16 protein-coding genes are annotated in these 24780 nt (G+C 71.1%); 14 read left to right on the top strand and 2 right to left on the bottom strand.

What is annotated here, in order from left to right:
- From O7624_RS04315 to O7624_RS04290, 6 genes are read left to right on the top strand one after another with little or no spacing between them, the layout of a single operon-like run.
- A complete protein-coding gene (locus O7624_RS04315) occupies window positions 1–1974 on the top strand; it encodes a CRTAC1 family protein (protein ID WP_282239027.1) in 1974 nt (657 codons plus the stop codon).
- Window positions 1971–2933 (top strand): enediyne biosynthesis protein, encoded by a 963-nt coding sequence (locus tag O7624_RS04310; protein WP_282239026.1) that lies wholly within the window; start codon window positions 1971–1973, stop codon window positions 2931–2933. The genes O7624_RS04315 and O7624_RS04310 overlap by 4 nt, the downstream gene beginning before the upstream one ends.
- Window positions 2930–8677: a type I polyketide synthase gene (locus O7624_RS04305; RefSeq protein ID WP_282239025.1), complete on the top strand. Its 5748-nt coding sequence runs from the start codon at window positions 2930–2932 to the stop codon at window positions 8675–8677. The genes O7624_RS04310 and O7624_RS04305 overlap by 4 nt, the downstream gene beginning before the upstream one ends.
- Entirely contained in the window at window positions 8674–9120 is a 447-nt protein-coding gene (locus O7624_RS04300) for an acyl-CoA thioesterase (RefSeq protein ID WP_210937056.1), read from the top strand. Before O7624_RS04305 ends, O7624_RS04300 begins: the two co-directional genes overlap by 4 nt.
- Before the next feature lie 3 nt (window positions 9121–9123).
- Entirely contained in the window at window positions 9124–10260 is a 1137-nt protein-coding gene (locus O7624_RS04295) for a PLP-dependent aspartate aminotransferase family protein (protein WP_282239024.1), read from the top strand.
- 38 nt (window positions 10261–10298) lie between these two features.
- On the top strand, window positions 10299–11018 hold the full coding sequence (locus O7624_RS04290; RefSeq protein WP_282239023.1) for a hypothetical protein: 720 nt from the start codon (window positions 10299–10301) through the stop codon (window positions 11016–11018).
- On the opposite strand, the gene O7624_RS04285 is transcribed toward O7624_RS04290, so the two are convergent.
- Complete coding sequence (locus tag O7624_RS04285) at window positions 10976–11704, bottom strand: DUF899 family protein (protein WP_282239022.1); 729 nt, start codon at window positions 11702–11704, stop codon at window positions 10976–10978. The genes O7624_RS04290 and O7624_RS04285 overlap by 43 nt on opposite strands.
- Before the next feature lie 208 nt (window positions 11705–11912).
- On the opposite strand from O7624_RS04285, the gene O7624_RS04280 reads away from it, so the two are divergent.
- The 8 genes from O7624_RS04280 (at window position 11913) to O7624_RS04245 (ending at window position 23336) form a co-directional block, all read left to right on the top strand.
- A complete protein-coding gene (locus O7624_RS04280; RefSeq protein ID WP_282239021.1) occupies window positions 11913–12803 on the top strand; it encodes a class I SAM-dependent methyltransferase in 891 nt (296 codons plus the stop codon).
- Window positions 12800–13618 carry a crotonobetainyl-CoA--carnitine CoA-transferase gene (locus O7624_RS04275; RefSeq protein ID WP_282239020.1) on the top strand — a complete coding sequence of 273 codons (819 nt, stop codon included), beginning with the start codon at window positions 12800–12802 and terminating at the stop codon, window positions 13616–13618. The genes O7624_RS04280 and O7624_RS04275 overlap by 4 nt, the downstream gene beginning before the upstream one ends.
- A complete protein-coding gene (locus O7624_RS04270; protein ID WP_282239019.1) occupies window positions 13615–14883 on the top strand; it encodes a cysteine desulfurase in 1269 nt (422 codons plus the stop codon). The genes O7624_RS04275 and O7624_RS04270 overlap by 4 nt, the downstream gene beginning before the upstream one ends.
- Window positions 14847–16394, top strand: coding sequence for a TldD/PmbA family protein (locus O7624_RS04265; RefSeq protein WP_282239018.1), 1548 nt, complete (start codon window positions 14847–14849; stop codon window positions 16392–16394). The genes O7624_RS04270 and O7624_RS04265 overlap by 37 nt, the downstream gene beginning before the upstream one ends.
- A 23-nt stretch (window positions 16395–16417) precedes the next feature.
- Window positions 16418–17770: a metallopeptidase TldD-related protein gene (locus tag O7624_RS04260; RefSeq protein ID WP_348774986.1), complete on the top strand. Its 1353-nt coding sequence runs from the start codon at window positions 16418–16420 to the stop codon at window positions 17768–17770.
- 252 nt (window positions 17771–18022) lie between these two features.
- Window positions 18023–19225 (top strand): DUF6004 family protein, encoded by a 1203-nt coding sequence (locus O7624_RS04255; protein WP_093409478.1) that lies wholly within the window; start codon window positions 18023–18025, stop codon window positions 19223–19225.
- An 83-nt stretch (window positions 19226–19308) separates the two neighbouring features.
- The gene (locus O7624_RS04250) at window positions 19309–21816 is read left to right on the top strand and encodes an ATP-dependent Clp protease ATP-binding subunit (RefSeq protein WP_282240531.1); all 2508 of its coding nucleotides are present in this window, start codon (window positions 19309–19311) and stop codon (window positions 21814–21816) included.
- A complete protein-coding gene (locus O7624_RS04245; protein WP_282239016.1) occupies window positions 21813–23336 on the top strand; it encodes an ABC transporter substrate-binding protein in 1524 nt (507 codons plus the stop codon). The genes O7624_RS04250 and O7624_RS04245 overlap by 4 nt, the downstream gene beginning before the upstream one ends.
- A 72-nt stretch (window positions 23337–23408) precedes the next feature.
- Here the strand turns inward: O7624_RS04245 and O7624_RS04240 are convergent, their stop codons facing one another.
- Window positions 23409–24758 carry an AarF/UbiB family protein gene (locus tag O7624_RS04240; protein ID WP_282239015.1) on the bottom strand — a complete coding sequence of 450 codons (1350 nt, stop codon included), beginning with the start codon at window positions 24756–24758 and terminating at the stop codon, window positions 23409–23411.
- Window positions 24759–24780: the final 22 nt, after the last annotated feature.

The raw sequence follows: 24780 nt of genomic DNA, 5'->3' as shown, positions 1-24780 counted from the left end.
GTGTTGGCAATCAGAAGGATGCTCCGTCGGCAATTGGCCGGGGTGGTGGCGCTGGTGCTGCTCGTCGGCACCTTTGTGGCCGTCCGGTTGCCGGAGGCGAGCGCCGACGAGCGGCGGGTGATGGCGCAGTCCTACCGGTTCACGCCCCTGTCGCTGACCATGCCCGGTGGGCTGCCGCAGCAGTCGATCCGCCAGGTGAACGGCGCGTACCGGCACATCGCGGCCTGGATCTCCTCGGTCGGGGCGGGCATCGCGGTGAACGACCTGGACGGCGACGGGCTTGCCAATGACCTCTGCGTCACCGACCCGCGCATCGACCGGGTCGTGGTGTCGCCGGCACCGACCCCGGGCGCGGACCGCTACCAGCCCTTCGTGCTGGACCTGGCGCCGCTGCCCACCAACCCGCACATCGCACCGATGGGCTGCCTGCCCGGCGACCTCAACGGAGACGGCCGTACCGACCTGCTGGTCTACTACTGGGGACGCACGCCTGTGGCGTTCCTGGCGCGGGCCGACGCGACAGCCCTGTCCCGCGACGCCTATGTGGCGGTCGAGTTGCTGCCCGACCGGGTGCCGGCCGGTGGCACCTACACCGGTCCGCAGTGGAACACCAACGCCGCGACGCTGGCCGACTTCGACGGTGACGGCAACCTCGACGTCTACATCGGCAACTACTTTCCCGACAGCCCGGTACTCGACCCCGGCCAGCACGGCGGGGTGGCGATGAACCGGTCGATGTCCAACGCGCTCAACGGTGGCGACGACCACGTGCTGCGGTTCACCGGCGGCAGCGCCGGCCCGGAGCCCGACGTCTCGTACGCCGAGGTGCCGGACGTCTTCGCCACCGACGTGTCGCGGGGCTGGACGCTGGCGGTCGCCGCCAACGACGTCGACGGCGACCTGCTGCCGGAGCTGTACATCGCCAACGACTTCGGCCCCGACCGGTTGCTGCACAACCGGTCGGAGCCGGGCCGGATCGCCTTCGCCCTGGTGGAGAGCAGCGGGCTTCCCGGGTTGACGCCCAAGTCGAAGCGGGTCGGCCACGACTCGTTCAAGGGTATGGGCGTCGACTTCGGCGACTTCGACGGCGACGGCATGTTCGACCTGTACGTCGGCAACATCACCACGTCGTTCGGTATCCAGGAGAGCAACTTCGCCTTCGTCAACACCGCCGCCGACACCGACGAGCTGCGCGCCACGCTGCGCGAGGGCAAGGCGCCGTGGCAGGACCGCAGCGCCGAGCTGGGCCTGGCCTGGAGCGGCTGGAGCTGGGACGTGAAGCTCGCCGACTTCACCAACCGGGGCCGGCCGGACATCGTGCAGACGGCGGGCTTCGTCAAGGGAGAGGTCAACCGCTGGGCGCAGTTGCAGGAGTTGGCCACGGCCAACGACGAGCTGCTGGCCGATCCGCGCTGGTGGCCCCGGGTGGAGCAGGGCGACGACATCGCCGGCGGCCAGCACCTGGTCTTCCACGTGGCCGGCGACGACGGCCGGTACGAGGACCTGAGTGTCGAACTCGGGTTGGCCGAGCGGGTGCCCACTCGGGGTGTCGCGGTCGGTGACATGGACGGCGACGGCCGGCTCGATTTCGCCGTGGCCCGGCAGTGGGACGCCCCCGTCGTGTACCACAACGACAGCCCGACGACCGGGGCCAACCTGACGCTGCGGCTGCTGCACGACCAGCCGCAGGCCGCCGGCCCGCTCGCTGGCGCCGGCTCACCGGTGATCGGCGCGCAGGTCCGGGTGACCACCCCGGACGGGCGAGTGCTGATCGATCGCGTCGACGGCGGTAGCGGCCATTCCGGCCGGCGCAGCAACGAAGTTTCGGTCGGCCTCGGTGAGGTGGCTGGTCCGGTCACCGTGCAGCTGAGTTGGCGCGACCGTGAGGGCACCCCCCGGGAGCAGGAACTGCGGCTCACCCCCGGGCGGCACACCCTCGCCCTCGGTACCCAGGCACGGGAGGCTTCGCGATGAGTCAGCAGCGTACCCAACACAAGGACCCGCGGATCGTCACCGCGCTGCGCAGGTTCGCCATCTCCATCACGGCCCTGAACATCTTCGGGTACACCGTGCTCGGGTTCGAGCAGGCCTGGGCGTGGCCACTGCTCGCACTGGCGGTGGGGTACAGCGTCGAGATCCTGCTGGAGACGATCGGCGCCTGGGCCGAGGAGCGCCGCGCGCGTTACCTCGGCGGCGGCGTACGCGGATTCGTCGAGTTCCTCTACCCGGCGCACATCACCAGCCTCGCCGTGAACATGCTGCTGTACGTCAACGACCAGGTGCCGGTCATGCTCTTCGCGGTGATGGTCGCGATCAGCGGCAAGTGGCTGTTCCGAGCGCCGGTCAACGGCCGGCTCCGGCACTACATGAACCCGTCGAACTTCGGCATCGCGATCGCGCTGCTGCTGTTTCCGTGGATCTCCATCGCACCGCCGTACCAGTTCACCGAGCACCTCACCGGCGTCGGCGACTGGATCGTCCCGGCGGTGATCGTGATTTTCGGGACGCTGCTAAACGCCAAGCTCACCGGCCGAATGTGGCTGATCGCCGGCTGGCTTGGGGTGTTCGTCCTCCAGTCGGTGTTCCGTGGCCTGGTGCTCGACACCTCCATCGTCGGCGCGCTGGCCACCATGACCGGCGTTGCGTTCGTGCTGTTCACCAACTACATGATCACGGATCCGGGGACGACACCGTCGAAGCCCTGGTCGCAGTTCGCCTTCGGTGGCGGTGTCGCGCTGGTCTACGGCGTGCTCACCGGCGCATCCGTCGTGTACGGGCTGTTCTTCGCCACCGCGATCGTCTGCCTGATCCGTGGCGGCTTCCTGTGGTCGCTGCACGCGGTCCGCCTCGCCGCGCAGCCGGGGCCCACCGATGCCGGCGCTCTGGACGGCAAGGTGTCGGCCAGCGTGACACGCGAGATGGTGCGGGCATGAGTCGGATAGCCGTGGTCGGCCTGGCCTGCCGGTTTCCCGACGCCGCCGGACCTGGTCAACTCTGGGAGAACGTCCTCGCCGGGCGGCGGGCGTTCCGCCGGCTGCCCGACGAGCGGATGCGCGCCGAGGACTACTGGTCGGCGGACCCGACCGCGGCTGACCGCTACTACGCGGCCAACGCCGCGGTGATCGAGGGGTACGAGTTCGACCGGGTCGGCTTCAAGGTCAGCGGCAGCACCTACCGCTCCACCGACCTGACCCACTGGCTGGCACTGGACATGGCCGCGCAGGCGCTGGCCGATGCCGGGTTCGCCGAGGGCGACGGCCTGCCCCGCGAGCGTACGGCCGTCGTCGTCGGCAACACGCTGACCGGCGAGTTCACCCGGGCGGGGACGATGCGGCTGCGCTGGCCGTACGTGCGGCGGGTGGTGGGCGCCGCGTTGGGCGCGCAGGGCTGGGACGACGAGCGGGTGGCGGACTTCCTCGCCGGCCTGGAGTCCTCCTACAAGTCGCCGTTCCCGGAGGTGACCGAGGACAGCCTCGCCGGTGGCCTGTCCAACACCATCGCCGGTCGCATCTGCAACTACTTCGACCTGCACGGCGGCGGCTACACCGTGGACGGCGCCTGCGCCTCCTCGCTGTTGTCCGTGCTCACCGCCTGTCGCAACCTGTCCGATCAGGACGTCGACGTGGCGATCGCCGGTGGGGTGGACCTGTCGATCGATCCGTTCGAGATGGTCGGTTTCGCCCGCACCGGCGCCCTGGCCCGGGAGGAGATGTACGTCTACGACCGTCGGTCCAACGGATTCTGGCCTGGTGAGGGCTGCGGCATGGTCGTGCTGATGCGGGAGCGGGACGCGCTCGCGCAGGGCCGCCGCATCTACGCCACGGTCGCCGGCTGGGGCGTCTCCTCCGACGGACGTGGCGGCATGACCCGACCCGAGGCCGACGGCTACCGGTTGGCGCTGCGCCGCGCGTACCAACGGGCCGGCTTCGGCGTGGAGAGCGTGCCGCTGTTCGAGGGACACGGCACCGGGACCGCGGTGGGCGACGCCACCGAACTGAGGGCACTCGGCGCGGAACGGCGGTCGGCGGATCCGCAGGTCGCACCGGCGGCGATCGGCTCCATCAAGGGCATGATCGGTCACACCAAGGCGGCGGCCGGCGTGGCCGGGCTGATCAAGGCCGTACTCGCGGTGCACCATCAGGTCATCCCGCCGACCGTGGGTTGCACCGATCCGCACGCCGAACTCGTCGGTGACCGGCCGGCGCTGCGAGTGGTCCGCCAGGCTGAGTCCTGGCCGGACGACGCCCCGCAGCGGGCCGGGATCACCGCGATGGGGTTCGGCGGCATCAACACCCACCTGGTGATCGACGGGCCGGTCCGTCCGCGTCGCCGGCAGCTGGACCGGCGTACCCGGCAGCTGGCCCGGTCGGCGCAGGACGCCGAGCTGCTCCTGGTGGACGCCGACGGCCCGGACGCGCTGCGGGAACGGCTGGAGCAGCTACGGCCGACGGTGGCCGGGCTCGCCTTCGCCGACCTGGCCGACCTGGCGGCGACGCTGCACCGGCAGCAACGAGGGCGGGCCTACCGGGCCGCCGTCGTGGCCCGTACCCCCCGGGAGGCCGAGCGGGCGGTGGAGGCGGCAGCTGCCGCGCTGGCGCCCGGGGCCCCGGGCAGGCTGGTCGACCCGGGGCTGGGTGTCTTCGTCGGACGGGTCACCCGTCCGGTCCGCGTCGGCTTCCTCTTTCCCGGCCAGGGCTCCGGTCAGGGTTGGGGTGGCGGCGCACTGCGCCGGAGATTCACCGAGGTGGACGAGGTCTGGCGGACCGCCGGCGACGTCCCCGGCGGTGACCGTGCCGAAAGCGTCGGGACCGCTGCCGCCCAACCCCGCATCGTCACCGGGTCGATCGGCGCGTTGCGGGTGCTCGACGCGCTCGACATCGACGCCACTGTCGCTGTCGGGCACAGCCTCGGCGAGTTGACCGCTCTGCACTGGGCGGGCTGCCTGGACGAGGGTGAGCTGCGGGATCTGGTCGCGGCGCGGGGGCACCTCATGGCGAGCCTGGCCCGGCCCGGTGCGATGGCCGGTGTCATCGGCGACCCGGCGGAGACCGCCGCCCTGCTCGACGGCACGGGCGCGGTGGTGGCCGGCTACAACGGCCCCCGACAGACGGTGGTGGCCGGCACTGACGACGCCGTCGGCGAGGTGGCCCGGCGGGCGTCGCTGGCCGGTCTGGCCTGCACCCGACTGAATGTCTCGCACGCCTTCCACTCGCCGCTGATGGCGCCTGCGGCCGAAGCCTTCGGCGAACGGCTGCGGTCGTGCCGGTTCGGCCCACCGTTGCGGCGGGTGGCCTCGACGGTGACCGGGATCGTGCTGCCACCGGACACCGATCTGGTCGAGCTGTTGCACCGGCAGATCCAGGCGCCGGTGCGCTTCACCGTGGCGCTGGCCCGTGCCGCGGTCGAGGTCGACCTGTTCGTCGAGGTGGGGCCGGGGCAGGTGCTCAGTCGGCTGGCCCGGGACCAGATGCCGGACCTTCCAGCGCTGGCGCTGGACACCGACGCCGAGTCTCTCGTCGGCCTGCTCACCGCCGTCGGTGCGGTGTACGTGCTGGGTGGTCCGGCCAGCTATCCGGCGTTGTTCGAGGACAGGTTCACCCGGCCGTTGGACCTGGACCGGCCGAGCACCTTCTTCGCCAACCCCTGCGAGTCGGCTCCCCAGGTGGCGGTGCCGGCCACCGCCGCGTCGCCAGCGCCGACCGCCGAGGTCGCGCTTCCCGCCGGCGACGGGGCGTTGGAGCTGGTCCGCCAGTTGGTGGCGCAGCGGGCGGAGTTGCCGGTGGAGGTGCTCCACGAGGACAGTCGCCTCCTCGACGACCTGCACATGAGCTCGATCACCGTTGGGCAGATCGTCAACGAGGCGGCGCGGGCGATGGGGCTGTCGGCGGTGTCCGTGCCGACCAACTTCGCCACCGCGACCGTGCGGGAGATGGCCGAAGCGCTGCATGCGCGGGGGCGTGAGGACACCGCCGGACCAGCCGATGTCGTCGCCGGGGTCGCGCCCTGGGTACGAAGCTTCGTCGTCGACCTGGTCGACGAGCCGGCGCCGGCGGGCGAGCCGGCGGGCGCCGGGGGTCGGTGGGACGTCTACGCCAGTCCCGGCCATCGGCTCGCCGAACCGCTGCGGCGCGCGCTGGAGGAGGCCGGGCTCGGCTCTGGCGTCCTGGTCTGCCTGCCGGACGACCCCGACGAGGCGTACCTGGAGGCCGCGGTACGTGGTGCCCAGGCCGCGCTGCGGCAACCCGCCGGTGGCCGGCTGGTGCTGGTGCAACCGGCGGCACGGGGCGGGGCGCTGGCGAAGACCGCCCGACTGGAGGGTGACCGGCTGCGGACGACGGTGGTGACGACTCCGCTCGGACCGGACACCGTGGACCGGGTGGTGACCGAGGTGGCCGGCACCGTCGACTTCACCGAGGTGACGTACGACGCGGCGGGCATCCGCCGGGTGCCGGTGCTGCGGCCTACTCCGGTCGATCCCCGGCCGGGTGCGCTGCCCCTGGGACCGGCGGACGTGCTGCTGGTGACCGGTGGCGGCAAGGGCATCACCGCCGAGGCGGCCGCGCTGCTGGCCCGGGAGAGCGGTGGCCGGCTGGCGGTGGTCGGTCGTTCCGACCCGGCCACCGACGAGGTGCTGTCCGCGAACCTGTCCCGGTTGCGTGACTCCGCCAGCGACCTGCGTTACCTGCGGGTGGACGTCACCGACTCCGCCGCCGTCGCCGCCGCCGTCGCCGACCTCACCGCCGACTGGGGCCCGGTGACCGCCGTGCTGCACGGCGCCGGGCTGAACACCCCCACCGCGCTCGGCGACCTCGACGAGGCCGCGGTCCGCCAGGTGTTCGCGCCGAAGGTGGGCGGCCTGCGCGCGGTGCTCGCCGCGATCGACCCTGCGCAGCTGCGGCTGCTCGTGACGTTCGGCAGCATCATCGGGCGGGCCGGGCTGCATGGTGAGGCGCACTACGCCGCCGCCAACGAGGCACTCGCGGAGCTGACCCGGGATGTCGCGGCGACCTACCCGAAGTGCCGCGCGGTCTGTCTGGAGTGGTCGGTGTGGTCCGGCGTCGGCATGGGGGAACGGCTGTCGGTGGTCGAGGCGCTCAGCGGCCGTGGCGTCACCCCGATCGGCCCGGAGGACGGGCTGCGGGTGTTGCGCGAGGTGCTCTCCGACGACACGTTGCCGCCGGTGGTGGTGGTCACCGGGCGTACCGGTGGGCTGGAGACCCTGCGGTACCACCGGCCGGAGCTGCCATTGTTGCGGTTCACCGAACGACCTCTCATCCGCTACGACGGCGTGGAACTCGTCTGCGAGGTGGATCTCGCGCCCACCACCGACCCGTACCTGGCCGATCACCAGCTCGACGGTGACCTGATCTTTCCCGCGGTGCTCGGGCTGGAGGCCATGGCCCAGGTCGCCACCGCGCTGGCCCGCCACCCGGGAGTGCCGGTCATCGAGGACGTCCGGTTCGACCGGCCGGTGGTGGTCGACCCGCAGAGCGGTGTCACGATCCGGGTGGCCGCGTTGGTCCGGTCGGGACAGGTGATCGACGTCGTGATCCGCAGCGCCGAGACCGGCTTCGCGGCGGACCACTTCCGGGCCCGCATGCGGTTCGCGCCGGACGGGTCGTACCCGGAGGACACCGCTGCGCCGGAGCAGACGGAGCTGCCGGCCCTTCCCCTGGAACCGGCCCGGGACCTCTACGGTGACCTGCTGTTCCAGGCCGGTCGGTTCCAGCGGCTGAACAGCTACCGGCAGGTGGCGGCGCGGCTCGTCGAGGCGGAGGTGACCACCAGCGACGCGGGTGAATGGTTCAGCCGCTTCCTACCGGGCCGTCTCGTGCTGGGCGACCCCGGTGCCCGGGATGCGTTCATGCATGGCATCCAGGTTTGCGTGCCGGATGCGACGCTGCTGCCGGAGGGCATCGACCGGATCTGGTCCGCCGGTCCGAAGCTCTCCGCGGCCGAGACGGTGACCATCACCGCCTGGGAACGCGAACAGCACGGCACGGGCTACGTCTACGACGCGGTGGTCCGTGACGCGACCGGCACGGTGATCGAGAGCTGGACAGGGCTTCGACTGCGCGCGGTGCGTCCACACGCACCGGCCTCGGGTTGGCCGGCGGTGCTGCTCGGGCCGCTGTTGCAGCGGCGTCTGGCGGAGGTGTTCACCGGGGACGTCGCGGTGGCAGCCGCGCCGGGCGGTGGGCCGCGCGACGCCGAGACACTGCTGTCCCGGGCGGCTGGCCGGCCGGTGGTGGTACGCCACCGACCGGACGGGCGACCCGAGGCCGACGGCCTGGGTGAGGTGTCGGTGGCGTACTCCGCGCCACTGCGCCTCGCGGTGGTCGGTGGCGCCCCGCTGGCCTGCGACGTGGAGCCGGTGACCGTCCGGTCGGCGGACGCCCGGCGCGACCTGATCGGTCGGCACGGGCCGCTGGCGGCGCTGCTCGTCGCCGAGGTCGGTGACACGCCGGACCTCGCGGCGACCCGGGTGTGGTGCGCGACCGAGTGCCTGCAGAAGGCGGGGCGCACCGGCGGTCCGTTGACCCTGGTGTCCGGCGCCGCGCCGGACGGGTGGGTGGTGCTGGACTCCGGTGGCGTGCGGATCGCCACCCGGGTGTGCACTGTGGCGGGCGCCGCGGAGCAGGTCGTGGTGGCGGTCCTCAACGGGACGGAGGGGTGACAGTGTCGCGCTACTACGAGTACCACCACACCATCGGTTTCGAGGAGACCAATCTCGTCGGCAACGTCTACTACGTCAACTACCTGCGGTGGCAGGGTCGGTGCCGGGAGATGTTCCTGCACGAGCACGCGCCCGAGGTGCTCGACGAGCTGCGAGGCGACCTGAAACTGTTCACCCTGAAGGTCGACTGCGAGTTCTTCGCCGAGCTGGCTCCGTTCGATCGGCTGGCGGTACGCATGCGGCTGGCCGAGTTGACCCAGACGCAGATGGAGCTGGCCTTCGACTACCTGCGGATCGCCGACGACGACCTGCTGGTGGCCCGGGGGCGGCAACGGATCGCCTGCATGCGTGGGCCGAACGGACGTACCGAGCCGGCCCGCGTACCGGCCGGCCTGGTCCGGGCACTGTCACCGTTCCGCGGTGCCGGCGTCGGGGTGGGGTGACCAATGCGGTTCGACACGCGCCTGGTGCACGGGGGTCGTCGGGCAACGCCCGGCACCGGAGACGTGGTGCCGCCGATCCACCTCTCGACGACGTACGAGCGGCGGGCGCAGGACGACCTCCGCTACTTCTACGGGCGGGGTGAGAACCCGACCCGGGAGCAACTGGAGGAGTGTCTTGCCGATCTGGAGGGGGCACGGTTCGCCACCGTCCTGTCCTCCGGGCAGGCCGCCGCGGCGACCGTGCTCGCCCAGCTGCGCCCGGGACAGTGCGTGGTGAGCACCGACGACGTGTACTCCGGCACCGACGCGTTGTTCGAGCTGGCAGCCCGGCAGGGCGTCCGGGTGCGCTACGCCGACCTGACCACGCCGGAGGGGATCGACAGCGCGCTGGACGTCCCCGGCGTCGCGCTGGTCTGGGTCGAGACGCCCACCAATCCGTTGCTGAGCGTGGTGGACATCGCCGAGGTCGCTGGCCGGGCGCACGAGCGCGGTGCCCGGCTGGTGGTGGACAACACCTTCGCCAGTCCGGCGCTCCAGCGCCCACTGGACCTCGGCGCGGACGTCTCCCTCTACAGCACGACCAAGTCGATCGCCGGGCACGCCGACGTGCTGGGTGGCGCTCTGGTCTACGCGGACGAGGAACTGCACGCGGCGTACCGGTCGTACCGAACGGCGGCCGGCAACGTGCCGGGCGCGCTTGACTGCTTTCTGGTCCGGCGGGGCCTGCACACGCTTTCGCTGCGGGTGAGTCGGCAGGTGGCGAACGCGTGGGCGCTGGTCGAGCGGCTCCGGGCCAGCCCGGTCGTCGGACGCGTCCACTACCCGGGGCTTGCCGAGCATCCGCAGCACGCGGTGGCCAAGGCCCAGATGACCGAGCCCGGCTCGATGGTGTCCTTCGAGTATCTGGGGGGCCCGGCTGCGCGGCTGCTGGACCGGTTCGCGTTGTTCTCCTGCGGCGTCAGCCTGGGAGGCGTGCACTCCCTCGTGGAGTGTCCGGCGCTGATGACGCACCGGCCGGTGCCCGCCGAGGTCCGCGCCCGCCGGGGCATCGGTGACGCACTCATCCGTCTCTCGGCCGGTATCGAGGACGGCCGTGACCTGGTCGAGGACGTGTCCCGGGCGCTTGCCGACGGCATCTGACCGGTTCACCGCTTCACCGAGACGAGAAGGGGTACCCGATGACCATTCCCGGTGTCGACACGACGTTGCCCATTGCCCGGGAGCTGCCCGCCCCCGGCAGTTACCTCTGTGGCCTCACCCATGACGGTGAGTTCTTCTGGCACTCCGATCAGGCGGCCGGAGAGATCTACGCGCTCGACCCGGCCACGGGCGCGGTGGTACGGACGCTGTCCTGCCGCCGGGTCCGGGCGGACCTGACGGTGGGTGGCGGGGCGCTGTGCCAGGTCGGTGGACGTCCGAAGCGCATCCTGCTGATCGACCCGACCAGCGGAGAGGTCCTCGACGAGCGGGAGGTCCGGCCACCGAGTGGCCGGCTCTGTGGTGTCGAGACCAGCGGCGTGATGATGTGGATGGGCCTGCGCGGCCCGTCGGTGGTGCAACTGCGCGATGTCGAGACGATGACCGTGCGCCGGGAGTTCCCGGTGCCGGGTACGCCCTCCGGCCTGACCGTGGCGGGCGACGTGGTGATCTACGCCGACTTCGAGGCCGCGCTGCTGCGGGCGGTGGACGGCCGGGACGGCAGGCTGCTCGGGGAGGCGCTCGTCGACGGTCGGCCGGTCGGCCTGACCTGGGACGGCGCGTTGGTCTGGTACGCCGACTTCGCGGGTCGCCGGCTGGCGGCGGTACGGCTGCCGGATCTGCTGGCCACCGAGGCGTTCCTGGGCGAGCGGGTCGGTCAGCGCGGCGCGGACCGGCCCGCGCCGGGCTCGGCGACGTAGTCGTTGCCGGCGTACCAGTCGCCGCGTCCGGTGGGCAACAGGTCCAGCACGTTCCAGACCGGGCTGAGCAGGTCGATGCCGCGCTCACCGCCGTCCGGGAAGCTCGCCGGGGCGGAGTAGAGATGGCGTACCCGCTCGCCCTCGGCCCGCAGCACGCTGACCATCGGGCGTTGCGTGCCGTCCGGGTACTCGGCCCGGACGTCGGCGTTGAACGAGGTGCCGTGGCTGGAGACGATCCGCAGGCCGGCCCAGCCACGACTGCGGGCCCACGCCCGCAGCCTGGGCAGCGGCGCCTTCGCCACCACCGCGACAGCGGTGTGCCGCAGCAGATGCGGCAGGACGCCGTGGAAGCCGTCGACCCACATCGAGCACATCGGGCAGGCCTCGGTGGCGTCCGGAGCGAACATCAGGTGGTAGAGGAAGAGTGTCGGGTGCCCGTCGAACAGCTCACGCAGCCGCACCTCGCGGATCGGCTCGGCGCGGTCCAGGTCGGTGGGGCCCTCGGCAAACCGATAGTCGTCCAGCAGCGGGCCGGGCGGCAGGGCACGGCGGGCGGCGGCCACCCGTTCGACCTGGTCGCGCAGTTCCTGCTCGGCGTCGGCGAGTCCGCGCCGCGCCGCCGCGTACGCCTCGTCGGCACCGACCGGCCAGCTCGGTGGTGCGGTGGCTGGGTCGGCCTGGCTCATGTCGGCTCCCCTTCGGACGTTCCGGCGCTTCGGCGCTTCGGCGAAGGCTACCCGTGGGAGCGCGAGGGTGGACACCGCGCCGAGGCGCAAGACGCTTTAAGAAGACGTTGTCGTTGGTGAGTCTTCAGCCCGCAAGAGCCGACGTTGCCCAAGATACTTGTGAATCATATAGTTGGCGGAGGCCGATTTTCGCCGGCGAGGAGACAGCATGACGGTCGTACAGTTCGACCCGGCAGGTTTCAAGGCCGAGCAACGCGACACCTGGAACGCGGTCAGCGGCGGGTGGGAGTTCTGGCGGGACCGGTACGAACGCGCCGCCGCGCCGGTGACCGACTGGCTGCTGCGCGCGGCCGGAGTGCGCCCCGGCCACCGGGTGCTCGACGTCGGCTGCGGCACGGGCGAGCCGGCGATCAGCGCCGGACGCCTGGTCGGCACGACCGGCCGGGTGCTCGGCATCGACCTCGCTCCGGAGATGGTACGCCGCGCCCGGATGGCCGCCGCAGGTCTCGACCATCCGATCGACTTCGTCGAGTCCGACGTGGAGTCACTGGACCTGCCGCTGCGCTCGATGGACGTGGTGCTCAGCCGCTGGGGCCTGATGTTCGCCGTCGACCGGCACCGCATGCTCTCCAGCCTGTGTCGCCTGCTGGTTCCCGGCGGCGTGCTGGCCGCGGCGGTCTGGGACACCCCGGCGGCCAATCCGATGACCTCGCTGGCCTTCCGCGCCCTCGGTGCCGAACTGCCCGGCCCGCCACCGCCGCGACCCGGTCCGTTCAGCATGTGCGACGTCGCGCGTACCCACGAGGAACTGGCGGCCGCCGGCTTCGTCGAGATCACCATCGAGTCCGTTCCGGTCTCGATGCGGTTCGCCTCGGTCGCCGAGTACCTCCAGTACGCCCGGGACGTGACACCGCCCGGCCTGCTGCGTGCGGTGCGGCAGCACCTCGGCGGCGACGGCGAACGCGCCGGATGGGACCGACTCGCCGAGGCGGCGGCCGGGTACGCCGGTGGCGAGGGCATCGTGTGCCTGCCCGGCTCGGCGCTGTGCCTGCGGGCGCGCGCCGCACCCGACGGGGCGACGCCGGGGAGGACCGGATGACGACCAGAGCCGGTAGCCCCGCCGACCGGGTCCGAACGTCGGCACGGCACGACCGCCTGCTGACGGTCGCCCAGGCGTACGTGGACGCCGCAGCCGCACGGAACGAACTACCCCACCGGGACCTGTCCCGGCTGTCCCGCACCCGGGTCCGCGTCGATCCGAAGTTCTGCCGCGAGGTGGCCCGGCACTTCGACCGCGCGCCCCGGCGGGCCCTCGACGCCGACCTCGTCGCCCGGTACAACCGCTTCACCGAGGAGACCCGGCGCCACTTCGCGTTGCTCGAACCGGCCGGGCTGCGGGTCGTGCCGTGGCAGGGACCTGGGCAGCCGTACCATGGCGCGGCCGAGCTGATCGATTCCGTGGACCGCACGGGTGTGCTGTACGTCTACCTCACCAGCGCAGGACACGGTCCCCACGGACCGGCACCGGACCATCCGCTCTGTGCGCCGTCGGGCGTCACAGTCGACGGCGTCGAGCTGCTGCACAACGACATCTTCCGGGTCGTGCACGACGTGTTCGGGCACATTCTGCACGGCGCGACGATGGGGGTTGCCGGTGAGTTCCGGGCCGCCTACGGCCACCTGGCGATGTACTCGCCACTGGTGCACCCGGTCGTCTTCACCGAGCAGGTCAGCCAGATCTGCTGGTTCTTCCACGGGCCGCACCTGGCGGACCGGACCGGTCGGTGGCCCCGCCGCGGCGCGCCCGGCTGGATTCCGCCGGCGGAGCGGCCCTACCCGGAGCAGAAGTTGTTTCCCTGCCCACCGGGTTTCCTCGACCGCTTCATCGCGAGCTTCACGGAGGAGTCAGGATGACCGACACGGCTGCCCATCCCCTGGAATCGGTACGGGCCGAGTTCCCGTTCCTCGACCACGCCGACAAGCGCCCGCAGCTGGCATACCTGGACAACGCGGCCACCACGCAGAAGCCCCGATGTGTGCTCGACTCGCTGGTCGACCAGTACGTCACCGCCAACAGCAACGTCGGCCGCGGCTTCTACGAGTTGAGCCGCCGGGCCACCGGCCACTACGAGCAGGCCCGGGCGACGGTGCGTCGCATCCTCAACGCCGCCCATGACGATGAGATCGTCTTCACCCGGGGCACCACGGACGCGACGAACCTGCTCGCCGAGACCTTCGCCGCACGGATCGTCGGTCCGGGTGACGACGTCGTGATCAGCGGCATGGAACACAACTCGAACCTGCTGCCCTGGCGGCGGCTGTGCGAGCGGCAGGGCGCCACCCTCCGGGTGGTGCCGACGGCCGCCGGCCGGCCCGTCCAACCGGAAGCCCTGGCGGCCGAGCTGAGTCCCCGGACCCGCCTCGTCGCGGTCACCCACGTCTCCAACGTGCTCGGCACCGTCAACCCGGTGCGGGATCTCGTCCGCGTCGCCCACGAGCGCGGCGTGCCGGTGGTCGTCGACGGCGCACAGGCGGTGCCACACCTGCCCGTCGACGTACGGGAGATCGGGGCCGACTTCTACTGCTTCTCCGGTCACAAGGTGTACGGCCCGATGGGCTCGGGCGTGCTCTACGGCCGCCGCGACCTGCTCGTTGACCTGCCGCCGTACCAGGTCGGTGGCGGGACGGTGAAGGGCGTCTCCCACGATGCCCCGGTGTCGTACGTGCCGGTACCGGCCCGACTGGAGGCAGGTACCCCGGACATCCCCGCGGCGGTGGCGCTGGCCACGGCGTTGACCTGGCTGGAGGGCCTCGGCCGGGAGGCGGTACGGGCGCACGACGCGCATCTGGTCCGGTACGCCGTGCAGGCGCTGGGCGAGATCGACCGGGTGCGGGTCATCGGCGACCCGGCGACCGACCCCGCGGGCATCGTCTCGATCGCCGTGGACGGCCTGCATCCCTACGATGTCGGCGGTCACCTGGACCAGCACGGCATCGCCGTCCGTTCCGGCGTGCACTGTGCCAGCACCTTCCTCGACGACCTGGGGTTGGTCGGAACCGTACGGATCTCCTTCGCGGTCTACAGCACGGTCGCCGAGATCGACCGGGTGGTGGCCGCGTTGCGCACCGTGCGGGCAGGGGAGTGGACGACGCACCACCCTGGCGTCCGGTTCCGGTGACCACTCCTGCCCCGGCCGTCGAGCCGGGATTCGACACGCTGCCGGTCGACGACCTGGCCGACGCGGCGCTGCGGCAGGCTCGCCGTGCTGGCGCGACGTACGCCGACGTCCGGCTGCGGCGGGTCCGTGCCCTGCGCGAGCGGGTCCGCGACGGCCGTCCGGAGAGTAGCCAGGAGAGCGTGGAGACCGGCGTCGGGGTGCGGGTGCTGGTGGACGGCACCTGGGGTTTCGCCGCCGGGGTCGAGCTGTCCCCGCGCGGGGTCGGCGCGCTGGCGGCCCGCGCCTGCGCGCTGGCCCGTACGGTGCGACCGTTGCGCGGCGAGCCGGTGCGTCTCACCGCCGAGCCGGTGCCCGCACCTGTGGACTGGCAGTCGCCGTACGAGGTGGATCCGTTCGGGGTTCCGACCGCCGAACGCACCGCGTTGCTGGCCGGTTGGTGTGGGCTGCTCCGCGACGGCGGCGCGCACCTGGCCGAGGCGTACCTACAGGTCTTCCGTGAGTCGACGGTGTACCACGACAGCGAGGGCCGGCGGATCCGGCAACGACGTACCTGGCTGCATCCGATGGTGTTCGGCTTCCGGATCGACGCCGGTGACGGGACGTTCGAGGCGATGCGGACGCTCGGCCCGCCGGCCGCCCGGGGGTGGGAGTACCTGACCGGCACCGGCTGGGACTGGGCCGGCGAACTGGCCCGGATGCCCGAACTGCTGGCCGAGAAGGCCGCGGCCCCGAGGATCGAGCCGGGACGGTACGACCTGGTGATCGACCCGACCAACCTGTGGCTGACGATCCACGAAACGGTCGGTCACGCCACCGAACTGGACCGGATGCGCGGTCGGGAGGCGGCATTCGCGGGCAGCTCCTTCGTCCGGCCACAGGACGTCGGTGTCCTGCGCTACGGCTCACCGCAGATGACGGTGGTGGCCGACCGGACGACCCCGCACGCGCTGGCCACCGTGGGCTACGACGACGACGGGGTGGCCGCCGGCTCCTGGCCGCTGGTCACCGAGGGCCTGCTGGTGGGGGTGCAGCACGACAGGCAGACCGCGGGTGCCGCCGGGCTGGACCGCTCCACCGGCTGCGCGTACGCCGAGTCCTACCGGCATCTGCCGGTGCCCCGGATGCCGAACGTCTCGTTGTGCCCGGCGCCGGACGGCCCGGACACCGACGAGCTGATCGGTCGGGTCCGCGACGGCCTCTACGTCGTCGGTGACAACAGCTTCTCCATCGACATGGCCCGAGTGAACTTCCAGTTCACCGCCCAGCGGTTCCACCGGATCCACAACGGGCGACTGGTCGGCCAGGTGCGCGACATCGCGTACACGGGCACCACGCTCGACTTCTGGCGGTCGCTGGAGGCGGTCGGCGGCCCGCAGACCTGGCTGCTGTCCGGTGCCGGCCAGTGCGGCAAGGCCCAGCCGCTCCAGATCGCCGCGGCGGGGCACGGCTGCCCGTCGGCGCTGTTCCGGGCGGTGCCTGTCACGGACACGCGGACGGGGGCGACGGGATGAACACACCGGGGCCGCAGGAGACCATCGAACTGGCCCTCGCCGCCGCCCGCGGCGACGCCACCGTGGTGATTGTGGAGTCCGGCGTCGACCGCTACCTGCGGTGGGCCGACAGCACGCTGGTGGCGGCCGGCGACGCGGACGAGTATCGGCTGTCGGTGGTCTCGGTCGTCGGCGGACGGGTAGGCGCGGTGTCCGTGTCCGGCCGGGTGGGCCGGGCCGAGATCGTCGATGCGGTGGACGGCGCGGAGGCGGTGGCCCGACAGGCGCCGCCGGCACCGGACGCCCGACCGTTGCCGGAGCCTGGTGCGGCGTCGCCGTGCTGGGACGACCCGGTCCGACCGCCAGCGCCCGGCGTGCTCGCCGGCCTGGTCGAGCAGCTCTCTACCGGGTTCGCGCGGGCCGCCGGGCACGGCCAGGTGCTGCACGGGTACGCCGAACACGGGTCCCGGACCACGTTTCTCGGCACCTCCGCCGGCGCGCGGCTGCGGCACGACGGATCCGCCGGACACCTGGAGTTGACCGCGCGTGACGGGCGCGGTGCTCCGGTGTGGACCAGCGCCGTCACCGACGACTTCACTGACGTGTCGGTAGCCGGGCTTCAGGACAGTCTCGACCGGCGGCTGCGGTGGGAGCGACGACGGGTCGACCTGCCACCCGGCCGGTACGAGTGCCTCGTACCGCCGAGCGCGGTCGCCGACCTGATGAACTACGCGTACACCACGGCGGGTGCCGCGGCGGCGGCGCAGGGCCGGACGGCCTACAGCCGGGCCGGCGGCCGTACCCGGATCGGAGAGACGATCGCCGGGATACCGCTGACCCTGCGCAGCGATCCGACGGCCGAGGGGTTGCGGTGTGCGCCGTTCCTGGTGGCGGCCGCGTCGAGCGGGGCCCGGTCGGTCTTCGACAATGGCCTGGCGCTGGGCCCGACCCGCTGGTGGGAACAGGGACGCCTGCGCTCGCTGGTGCACACCCGGCACAGCGCCGAGGAACTGGGCATGCCGCTGACCCCGCTGGTGGAGAACCTGATCCTCGAAGGGCCGCCGGGCGGCGGTGCCGAGGCGGACCTGGTCGCCCGTACCCGCCGTGGCCTGCTGCTGACCAGCCTGTGGTACATCCGCGAGGTGGACCTGGCGACGATGGCGCTGACCGGGGTGACCCGGGACGGCGTCTATCTGGTCGAGGACGGCGAGGTCGTCGGTGCGGTGCACAACTTCCGCTTCAACGACAGCCCGCTGGCGATGGTCATGCGGGCCACCGAGGTCGGACGGACCGTGCCGACCCGCGCGCGGGACTGGGGCGATGCGGTGGCACACGTGGCCATGCCGATGCTGCGGGTGCCGGACTTCCCGCTGACCGCCGCGACGGGCGCGGTCTGACCGGTTCGCCGGATCGGACTCTCCGATAGGGAAACCGGTAGCGCTCCTGCCTTCCTCTTGTGTGGACCCGTTTGCCCTCTGTGACGCACACAGGCTTCAACCATGCGCGAATTGGGACATTATTTCGCTAAGGATCAATCGAGGCCGATTGACGAGCACTTTAAAAATCGATAGCGTCCCGAGTAGTGGTCCTCCGGTGGAGAGGCGTCACAGAGGCGTCACCGCATCCGGGGCATACAGGGAGGTGGAGCCGTGACTGACACGGCGAGAGAGACCTACGAGTCACTCAACATCGAGCCGAAGCCGCTGCGGCCGCACATCCTGGCGGCGGCGACGGTCGTCTTCGGCGACGACTACTACGGTGGTCGCCGGGAGACGATCAACCTGTCCGGGTTCGTGCAGATGAACAAGTGGCCGATGCAGGGGTTCAAGCACACCGTCGACGAGGACGGCACGGCGAGCTTCGACCTGGAGCTCATCAGCGCTCCCGAGGTCGGCATCAAGGGGTTCAGCTACACGCTCAACGACCGGATCCAGATCCTGTCGAACCCCTACCTGCCGAACACCGGTCACATCAAGCAGATCGTGCCCGGCAAGAACTTCCCCGCGGAGTTCTACATCCGTCGGTTCGGCATCCTGGAGACCAGCACCATGCGGCTGGCCCACCGGGGTGTCATCGACGTCAAGGGGATCGTTGACGGCCTGCCGCCGTACAAGACCCCGCTCACCTCGCCGTTCCTCGGTCGCCCCTACGGTGACCAGGGCGAGGTCATGCCGGCGCACAACGTGGTCCGGGGCACCAACCTGCCGGCCGCGTGGTACCCGTCGAACGACGAGAACGAGGCCGTCGGCAACACGCCGAGCGCCTTCTTCGCGTCGAGCATCGGCCCGTGCGTCTCGATGCTGGTCGACCCGTCGATCATCATCCAGGCGTCGACCGAGGCGAAGATCAAGGTCGAGGTCAACGGCCGTACCGAGGAGATCGAACTCTCCGGCGACTACCCCTTGGCCGCCGGCGCCGAGATCCTCCTCTTCGGCCCGGAGAAGCACGACCAGGGTTCCGGCGTGTTGGCCCAGCTTGCGCGGGTGGCGCTGGTGGGCAACAGCCCGGCTCTGGGTGGCAAGGTCATGCTGCGGGCCAGCTTCTTCACCGTCTCGGGCGGCCAGCTCGGTGAGGGTACGGAGGACAGCCTGAGCACCCTGCGCTACCCGGGTGAGCTGCACTTCGACGCTCACTTCGAGCTGGTCACCCCGTCGGCGACGCTGTACGCGGCGGCGCCGGTGCACCTGGCTGGGCGGCTGAAGGACCTCGAGCCGACCGGCACGGTGCTGACGGCCGACCACGCGGACGCCGCGCTGCGCACTTCCGGCGGCGACGTCCGGGCGCGCCTGACCGGCGTGCAGATGAAGCTGGCCGACGCACTGGTGGGCTCCGAGGCCTACGTCAGCGCGTGACGGCTGGTTTAGTCCGGTAGCAGACGTCGTCCCGGGTGCCCTTGCGTCACCCGGGGCGACGTCACTCTTCAAGGGTGGCGGTTATGTTCGAGCGGTTCACCGACCGAGCGCGACGGGTTGTCGTCCTGGCCCAGGAAGAGGCCCGGATGCTCAATCACAACTACATCGGTACGGAACACATCCTGTTGGGCCTGATCCATGAGGGTGAGGGTGTCGCGGCGAAGGCTTTGGAGAGTCTGGGGATCTCTCTGGAGGGCGTGCGTCAGCAGGTGGAGGAGATCATCGGTCAGGGTCAGCAGGCGCCGAGCGGGCATATTCCGTTCACGCCGCGGGCCAAGAAGGTGTTGGAGCTGTCGTTGCGGGAGGCGTTGCAGCTCGGGCACAACTACATCGGCACGGAGCACATCCTGCTCGGGCTGATCCGTGAGGGTGAGGGCGTCGCCGCGCAGGTGCTGGTGAAGCTGGGCGCGGATTTGAACCGGGTGCGTCAGCAGGTCATCCAGCTGCTGTCGGGCTATCAGGGTAAGGAGCCGGCCGCTGCTGGTGCCGCCCCGGGTGAGGCCGCGCCGTCGACGAGTCTGGTGTTGGACCAGTTCGGCCGGAACCTGACTCAGGCGGCTCGGGAGGGCAAGCTCGACCCGGTGATCGGGCGCGAGAAGGAGATCGAGCGGGTCATGCAGGTGCTGTCCCGCCGCACCAAGAACAACCCGGTCCTGATCGGCGAGCCCGGCGTCGGTAAGACCGCCGTGGTCGAGGGCCTGTCCCAGAAGATCATCAAGGGTGAGGTGCCGGAGACGCTGAAGGACAAGCAGCTCTACACGCTCGACCTGGGTGCGTTGGTGGCGGGTTCCCGGTACCGCGGTGATTTCGAGGAGCGTCTGAAGAAGGTGCTCAAGGAGATCCGCACCCGGGGCGACATCATCCTGTTCATCGACGAGATCCACACCCTCGTGGGTGCGGGCGCCGCGGAGGGTGCGATCGACGCGGCGAGCATTTTGAAGCCGATGCTGGCGCGGGGTGAGTTGCAGACCATCGGCGCGACCACCCTCGACGAGTACCGCAAGCACCTGGAGAAGGACGCCGCGTTGGAGCGGCGGTTCCAGCCGATCCAGGTGGGTGAGCCGTCGCTGGCGCACACCATCGAGATTTTGAAGGGTCTGCGGGACCGGTACGAGGCGCACCACCGCGTCTCCATCACCGACGCCGCCCTGGTCGCGGCGGCGACGCTTGCCGATCGGTACATCTCCGATCGGTTCCTGCCGGACAAGGCGATCGACCTGATCGATGAGGCGGGTGCGCGGATGCGGATCCGTCGGATGACGGCGCCGCCGGACCTGCGGGACTTCGATGAGCGGATCGCGCAGGTGCGTCGGGACAAGGAGTCCGCGATCGACGCGCAGGACTTCGAGCGGGCCGCGCAGTTGCGGGACACCGAGAAGCAGCTGCTGGGTCAGAAGGCGCAGCGGGAGAAGGAGTGGAAGGCCGGCGACCTGGACGTCGTCTCGGAGGTCGATGACGAGCAGATCGCTGAGGTGCTGGGCAACTGGACCGGTATTCCGGTCTACAAGTTGACCGAGGAGGAGACCTCGCGTCTGCTGCGCATGGAGGACGAGCTGCACAAGCGCGTCATCGGGCAGGAGGACGCGGTCAAGGCGGTGTCGAAGGCGATCCGCCGCACGAGGGCGGGGTTGAAGGACCCGAAGCGTCCGTCGGGTTCGTTCATCTTCGCCGGGCCGTCGGGTGTGGGTAAGACCGAGCTGTCCAAGGCGCTCGCGGAGTTCCTGTTCGGGTCCGAGGACGCGCTGATCCAGCTGGACATGTCGGAGTTCCACGACCGGTACACGGTGTCCCGGCTCGTCGGTGCCCCTCCCGGCTACGTCGGCTACGACGAGGGTGGGCAGCTGACCGAGAAGGTGCGTCGCCGGCCGTTCAGCGTGGTGCTGTTCGACGAGATCGAGAAGGCCCACCCGGACGTGTTCAACACGCTGTTGCAGATCCTGGAGGACGGCAGGCTCACCGACGGTCAGGGCCGGATCGTGGACTTCAAGAACACGGTCATCATCCTGACCACCAACCTCGGCACCCGCGACGTCGCCAAGGCCGTGTCGCTGGGCTTCCAGGCCTCGGAGGACTCCGAGTCGAACTACGACCGGATGAAGCAGAAGGTCAACGACGAACTCAAGCAGCACTTCCGGCCCGAGTTCCTCAACCGCATCGACGACACCATCGTCTTCCACCAGCTGCGGCAGAACGAGATCCTCTCGATCGTCGACATCATGATCTCCCGCATCGAGACGCAGCTGCGCAACAAGGACATGGGTCTGGAACTGACCGACAACGCCAAGAAGTACCTCGCGGCGAAGGGCTTCGACCCGGTACTCGGCGCCCGCCCGCTACGCCGCACCATCCAACGCGACATCGAGGACAACCTCTCCGAACGGATCCTGTTCAACGAACTCACCCCAGGACAGATCGTGGTGGTGGACTGCGAGGGCGACCCGAACGACATCGACAAGTCCAAGCTCGTCTTCCGTGGCTCCGGGCAACCGACGACCGGCACCCTCCCGGACGTGGGGACGGTGCCCGCATGACCGGCGTACGCGAGCGGACATCCACCGCTGCCCCGACCGACCGCAGCCAGCTTCGGTTTCTGCGGCCCGCCGACGGACTGCCTGGCGAGGGGGAGCCCGGCAGGATCGGGACCGGGCAGGTGCTCCGGCTCATCACCCGACAGCTGTTCGCCGTCCCCGTGACCGACGACCCGGTTGGGCGACCGGTGCCCGACGTCGCGCGGGAGGTGCCCACCGTCGCAAACGCTGGGATCAGCGCTGACGGCCGAACCTGGCGTGTTCGAGTCCGCTCGGGCGTGTACTGGGACGCGCAGCGTGCCCGGGAGGTAGGCGCCACCGACGCCGTGCGGGGCCTCAAGCGCACGGCCCATCCGCTGGCCCGGCCGATGCGGCCGTACTTCGGCGCGCTGATCGAAGGGCTGGCCGACTACTACCGGCGATACGACGAGGAGTTCGGGCACTGGACGGCGCACGCCCCCGCGCTCGCCCAGTTCTCCCACCTCACCCCGGTTCCGGGGCTACGGGTCGAGGGCGACACAGTAGTGTTGCGGCTCACCGAACCGGCCAGCGACCTGATCGACCTGCTGGCCACCGGGTACGCCGCCCTGGCCCCACGAGAGTACGACTACTACGTGCCGGACAGCCCCGAGTTGTACCGCTGCAACCCGGCCTGCGGGCCGTACCGGATCGCCCGGCAGTTGACCCCGGGTGGTGACTTCGTCCTGGAGCCCAACCCCCGATGGGACCCGGCCACCGACCCGATCCGCCGGCGGACCGCGTCCCGCATCGACGTCGTGGCCTCTTCGGGCGACCAGCCGCTGGACGACGCTACCGACTTCGGGGTTCGCTCCTGGGATCTGCCGGCGTCGCCAGCCCGCTTCGGCGGCACCGGTTGCAGCTACTACCTGTCCGCGACGCCCGGCGGGGCGGCGTGGTCACTCGCGGCCCGCCGCGCGCTGACCTGGGCGGTCGACCGGGCTGCCCTCGCCGAGGCGGCACGCGCTGCCGGTGCCGTAGGTGCCGCCGCGCAGCACGGTGTCCTGCAACCCGGGGACCCGGGTGCCGCGCCCGACACCGACGCCGCGCCCGATAACGGTGACCTGACACGGGGCCGGCACCTGCTCGCTGACGCCGGACTGACGCCGGGAAGCAGGCTGGTCCTGGCGGTGCCGGTCGGGTCACGGCCGGCGGTCGTGGCGGCGGCCGTGGCCGGTGTCTTCATCCGGTACGGAGTCGACGTCGTCACAGTGTCGGCGGGTGAGCCGGGTGCCGATCTCACCTTGCACGAGTGGACGCCGCGCTGGGCCGGTAACGCCAACCGGGACCTGCTGCACCGGATCTGGCCGGCTGACGGCGGTTCCGGCGACCCGGCCGGCGTCGCAACCGAGGCGTTGCGGACGCTCGACCCGGCAACGGCCACCACGCTGTGGCGCCGCTTCGACCGGATGGCCACGGCCGACCTGCGTCTGGTGCCCCTGATCGTGGCCGACTGGCCGCGTACCCGGGCCAACGCCGTGGCCACCGGAGTCGCCAGGTGGTGACCGCAGCGGGACGTTGACGATCCCGAGCGGGGGGACCGATTGATCGGTCCCCCCGCTCATCGATCGGGTGGTTCAGCGGATGCCGAACAACGCGCGGTTCAGGATCGGCTTGGCCGTCTCCTGGAAGTCGATGTCCGGATCGAGCGACCGTACGGTGCCCTCGACCACGAGCAGCGACAGCAACGGAAACACCAGCTCCGGCGACGCCGCGACGCCGTACCGGCGTTGCAGGTCGAACAGTTCCCCCGCGAACGCGATCAGGCTGAACTCCTTGGCGGACAGCTTGTAGCTGCGGGCCACCAGGTCTGTGACACCCTCGGTGAACGCCCCCACGTCCGCGTCGTCGGACACCCCGATGGCGCTCTCCAGCACGATCGCCGCGCAGCGCTCGCCCCGGCCGATCGACATGTTGAGGAAGAAGTTGGCGAACAGGTCCCGCATCCGCTCGGACAGTTGGACGCTGAACCCGGCGTCCAGCACCACCACCTGGCCACCCCGGGTGAAGTAGAGGTTGCCCGGGTGCAGGTCACAGTGGACGAATCCGTTGATGAACAGCATCTGGTAGACCACGGTCAGCGCGGAGGCCGCGAACCTTCGGCGCAACGCCGGGGGACACCGGTCCGCGGTGTCGACGGCCAGATCCGGGACGAAGTCCATGACGATGGCGGCCGGGCGACTCGCCTCCGGATGCACCCGCGGCACCAGGACCCGCGGCACCGAGCCCAGATCCTCCCGCAGGCGGCCGAGGTCCCGCCCTTCACGGCCGAGATCGATCTGCCCGAGCACCGACTCACAGAGGTTGTCGATGACCTCACGCACCGGCACCCCTCGGAACATCGGCAACCGGGCGACGAGCGCCGCTCCCCGGCGCAGCAACGCGAGGTCGGCAGCCATCCGGGGACCGATTCCGGGACGGCGCAGTTTGAGCGCGACGGTACCGCCGTCGAGCAGGGTGGCCCGGTAGACACAGGCGATGCTGCCGCTGGCTGTCGGAGCCTTCTCGACGGTGACGAACACCTCGTCCAGTTCGTCGCCGTACGCCTCGCGCAGCGCGGTGCGTCCCTGCGTCGCGGTCATTGGCGGCACATCGTCCTGGAGCATCGACAACTCGTCGCAGAGCCAGGCCGGCACGACGTCTCGGCGGGTACCGAGGACCTGGGCAGCCTTGATGAAGGTGGGGCCGAGGCGGGCGACGGTCCGGGCGATCTCCCGGGCGAGCCGCCGCCGACCGGCCGGTCTGCCGTGCCGTACCGCAGTGGCCGAGGCGCCGACGACACCCGCTGCCATCGAGGCGGCGGCCACCGAACCGATGACGAGCGCGCGCCCGGTCAGCTGGAGACGTTCGGGGGCGGGCGAACGGGATGACTCAAGTGACGGCGCGCCGATGGGGGAGAGGCTGAGGAGATACTTGAGCGGTAGCATCAGGCGCCTTTCTGCCGGGGGT

Source organism: Verrucosispora sp. WMMD1129 (assembly GCF_029581255.1).
GTDB lineage: Bacteria > Actinomycetota > Actinomycetes > Mycobacteriales > Micromonosporaceae > Micromonospora > Micromonospora sediminimaris.
The sequence above is the reverse complement of the archived record's forward strand: the minus strand, read 5'-3'. Positions and strand labels throughout refer to the sequence as shown.

Coding starts and splice junctions, on each gene's coding strand:
- O7624_RS04310 (WP_282239026.1), top strand. CDS start 1,971: ATGAGTCAGCAGCGTACCCAACACAAGGACCCGCGGATCGTCACCGCG.
- O7624_RS04305 (WP_282239025.1), top strand. CDS start 2,930: ATGAGTCGGATAGCCGTGGTCGGCCTGGCCTGCCGGTTTCCCGACGCC.
- O7624_RS04295 (WP_282239024.1), top strand. CDS start 9,124: ATGCGGTTCGACACGCGCCTGGTGCACGGGGGTCGTCGGGCAACGCCC.
- O7624_RS04290 (WP_282239023.1), top strand. CDS start 10,299: ATGACCATTCCCGGTGTCGACACGACGTTGCCCATTGCCCGGGAGCTG.
- O7624_RS04285 (WP_282239022.1), bottom strand. CDS start 11,704: ATGAGCCAGGCCGACCCAGCCACCGCACCACCGAGCTGGCCGGTCGGT.
- O7624_RS04280 (WP_282239021.1), top strand. CDS start 11,913: ATGACGGTCGTACAGTTCGACCCGGCAGGTTTCAAGGCCGAGCAACGC.
- O7624_RS04275 (WP_282239020.1), top strand. CDS start 12,800: ATGACGACCAGAGCCGGTAGCCCCGCCGACCGGGTCCGAACGTCGGCA.
- O7624_RS04270 (WP_282239019.1), top strand. CDS start 13,615: ATGACCGACACGGCTGCCCATCCCCTGGAATCGGTACGGGCCGAGTTC.
- O7624_RS04250 (WP_282240531.1), top strand. CDS start 19,309: ATGTTCGAGCGGTTCACCGACCGAGCGCGACGGGTTGTCGTCCTGGCC.
- O7624_RS04245 (WP_282239016.1), top strand. CDS start 21,813: ATGACCGGCGTACGCGAGCGGACATCCACCGCTGCCCCGACCGACCGC.
- O7624_RS04240 (WP_282239015.1), bottom strand. CDS start 24,758: ATGCTACCGCTCAAGTATCTCCTCAGCCTCTCCCCCATCGGCGCGCCG.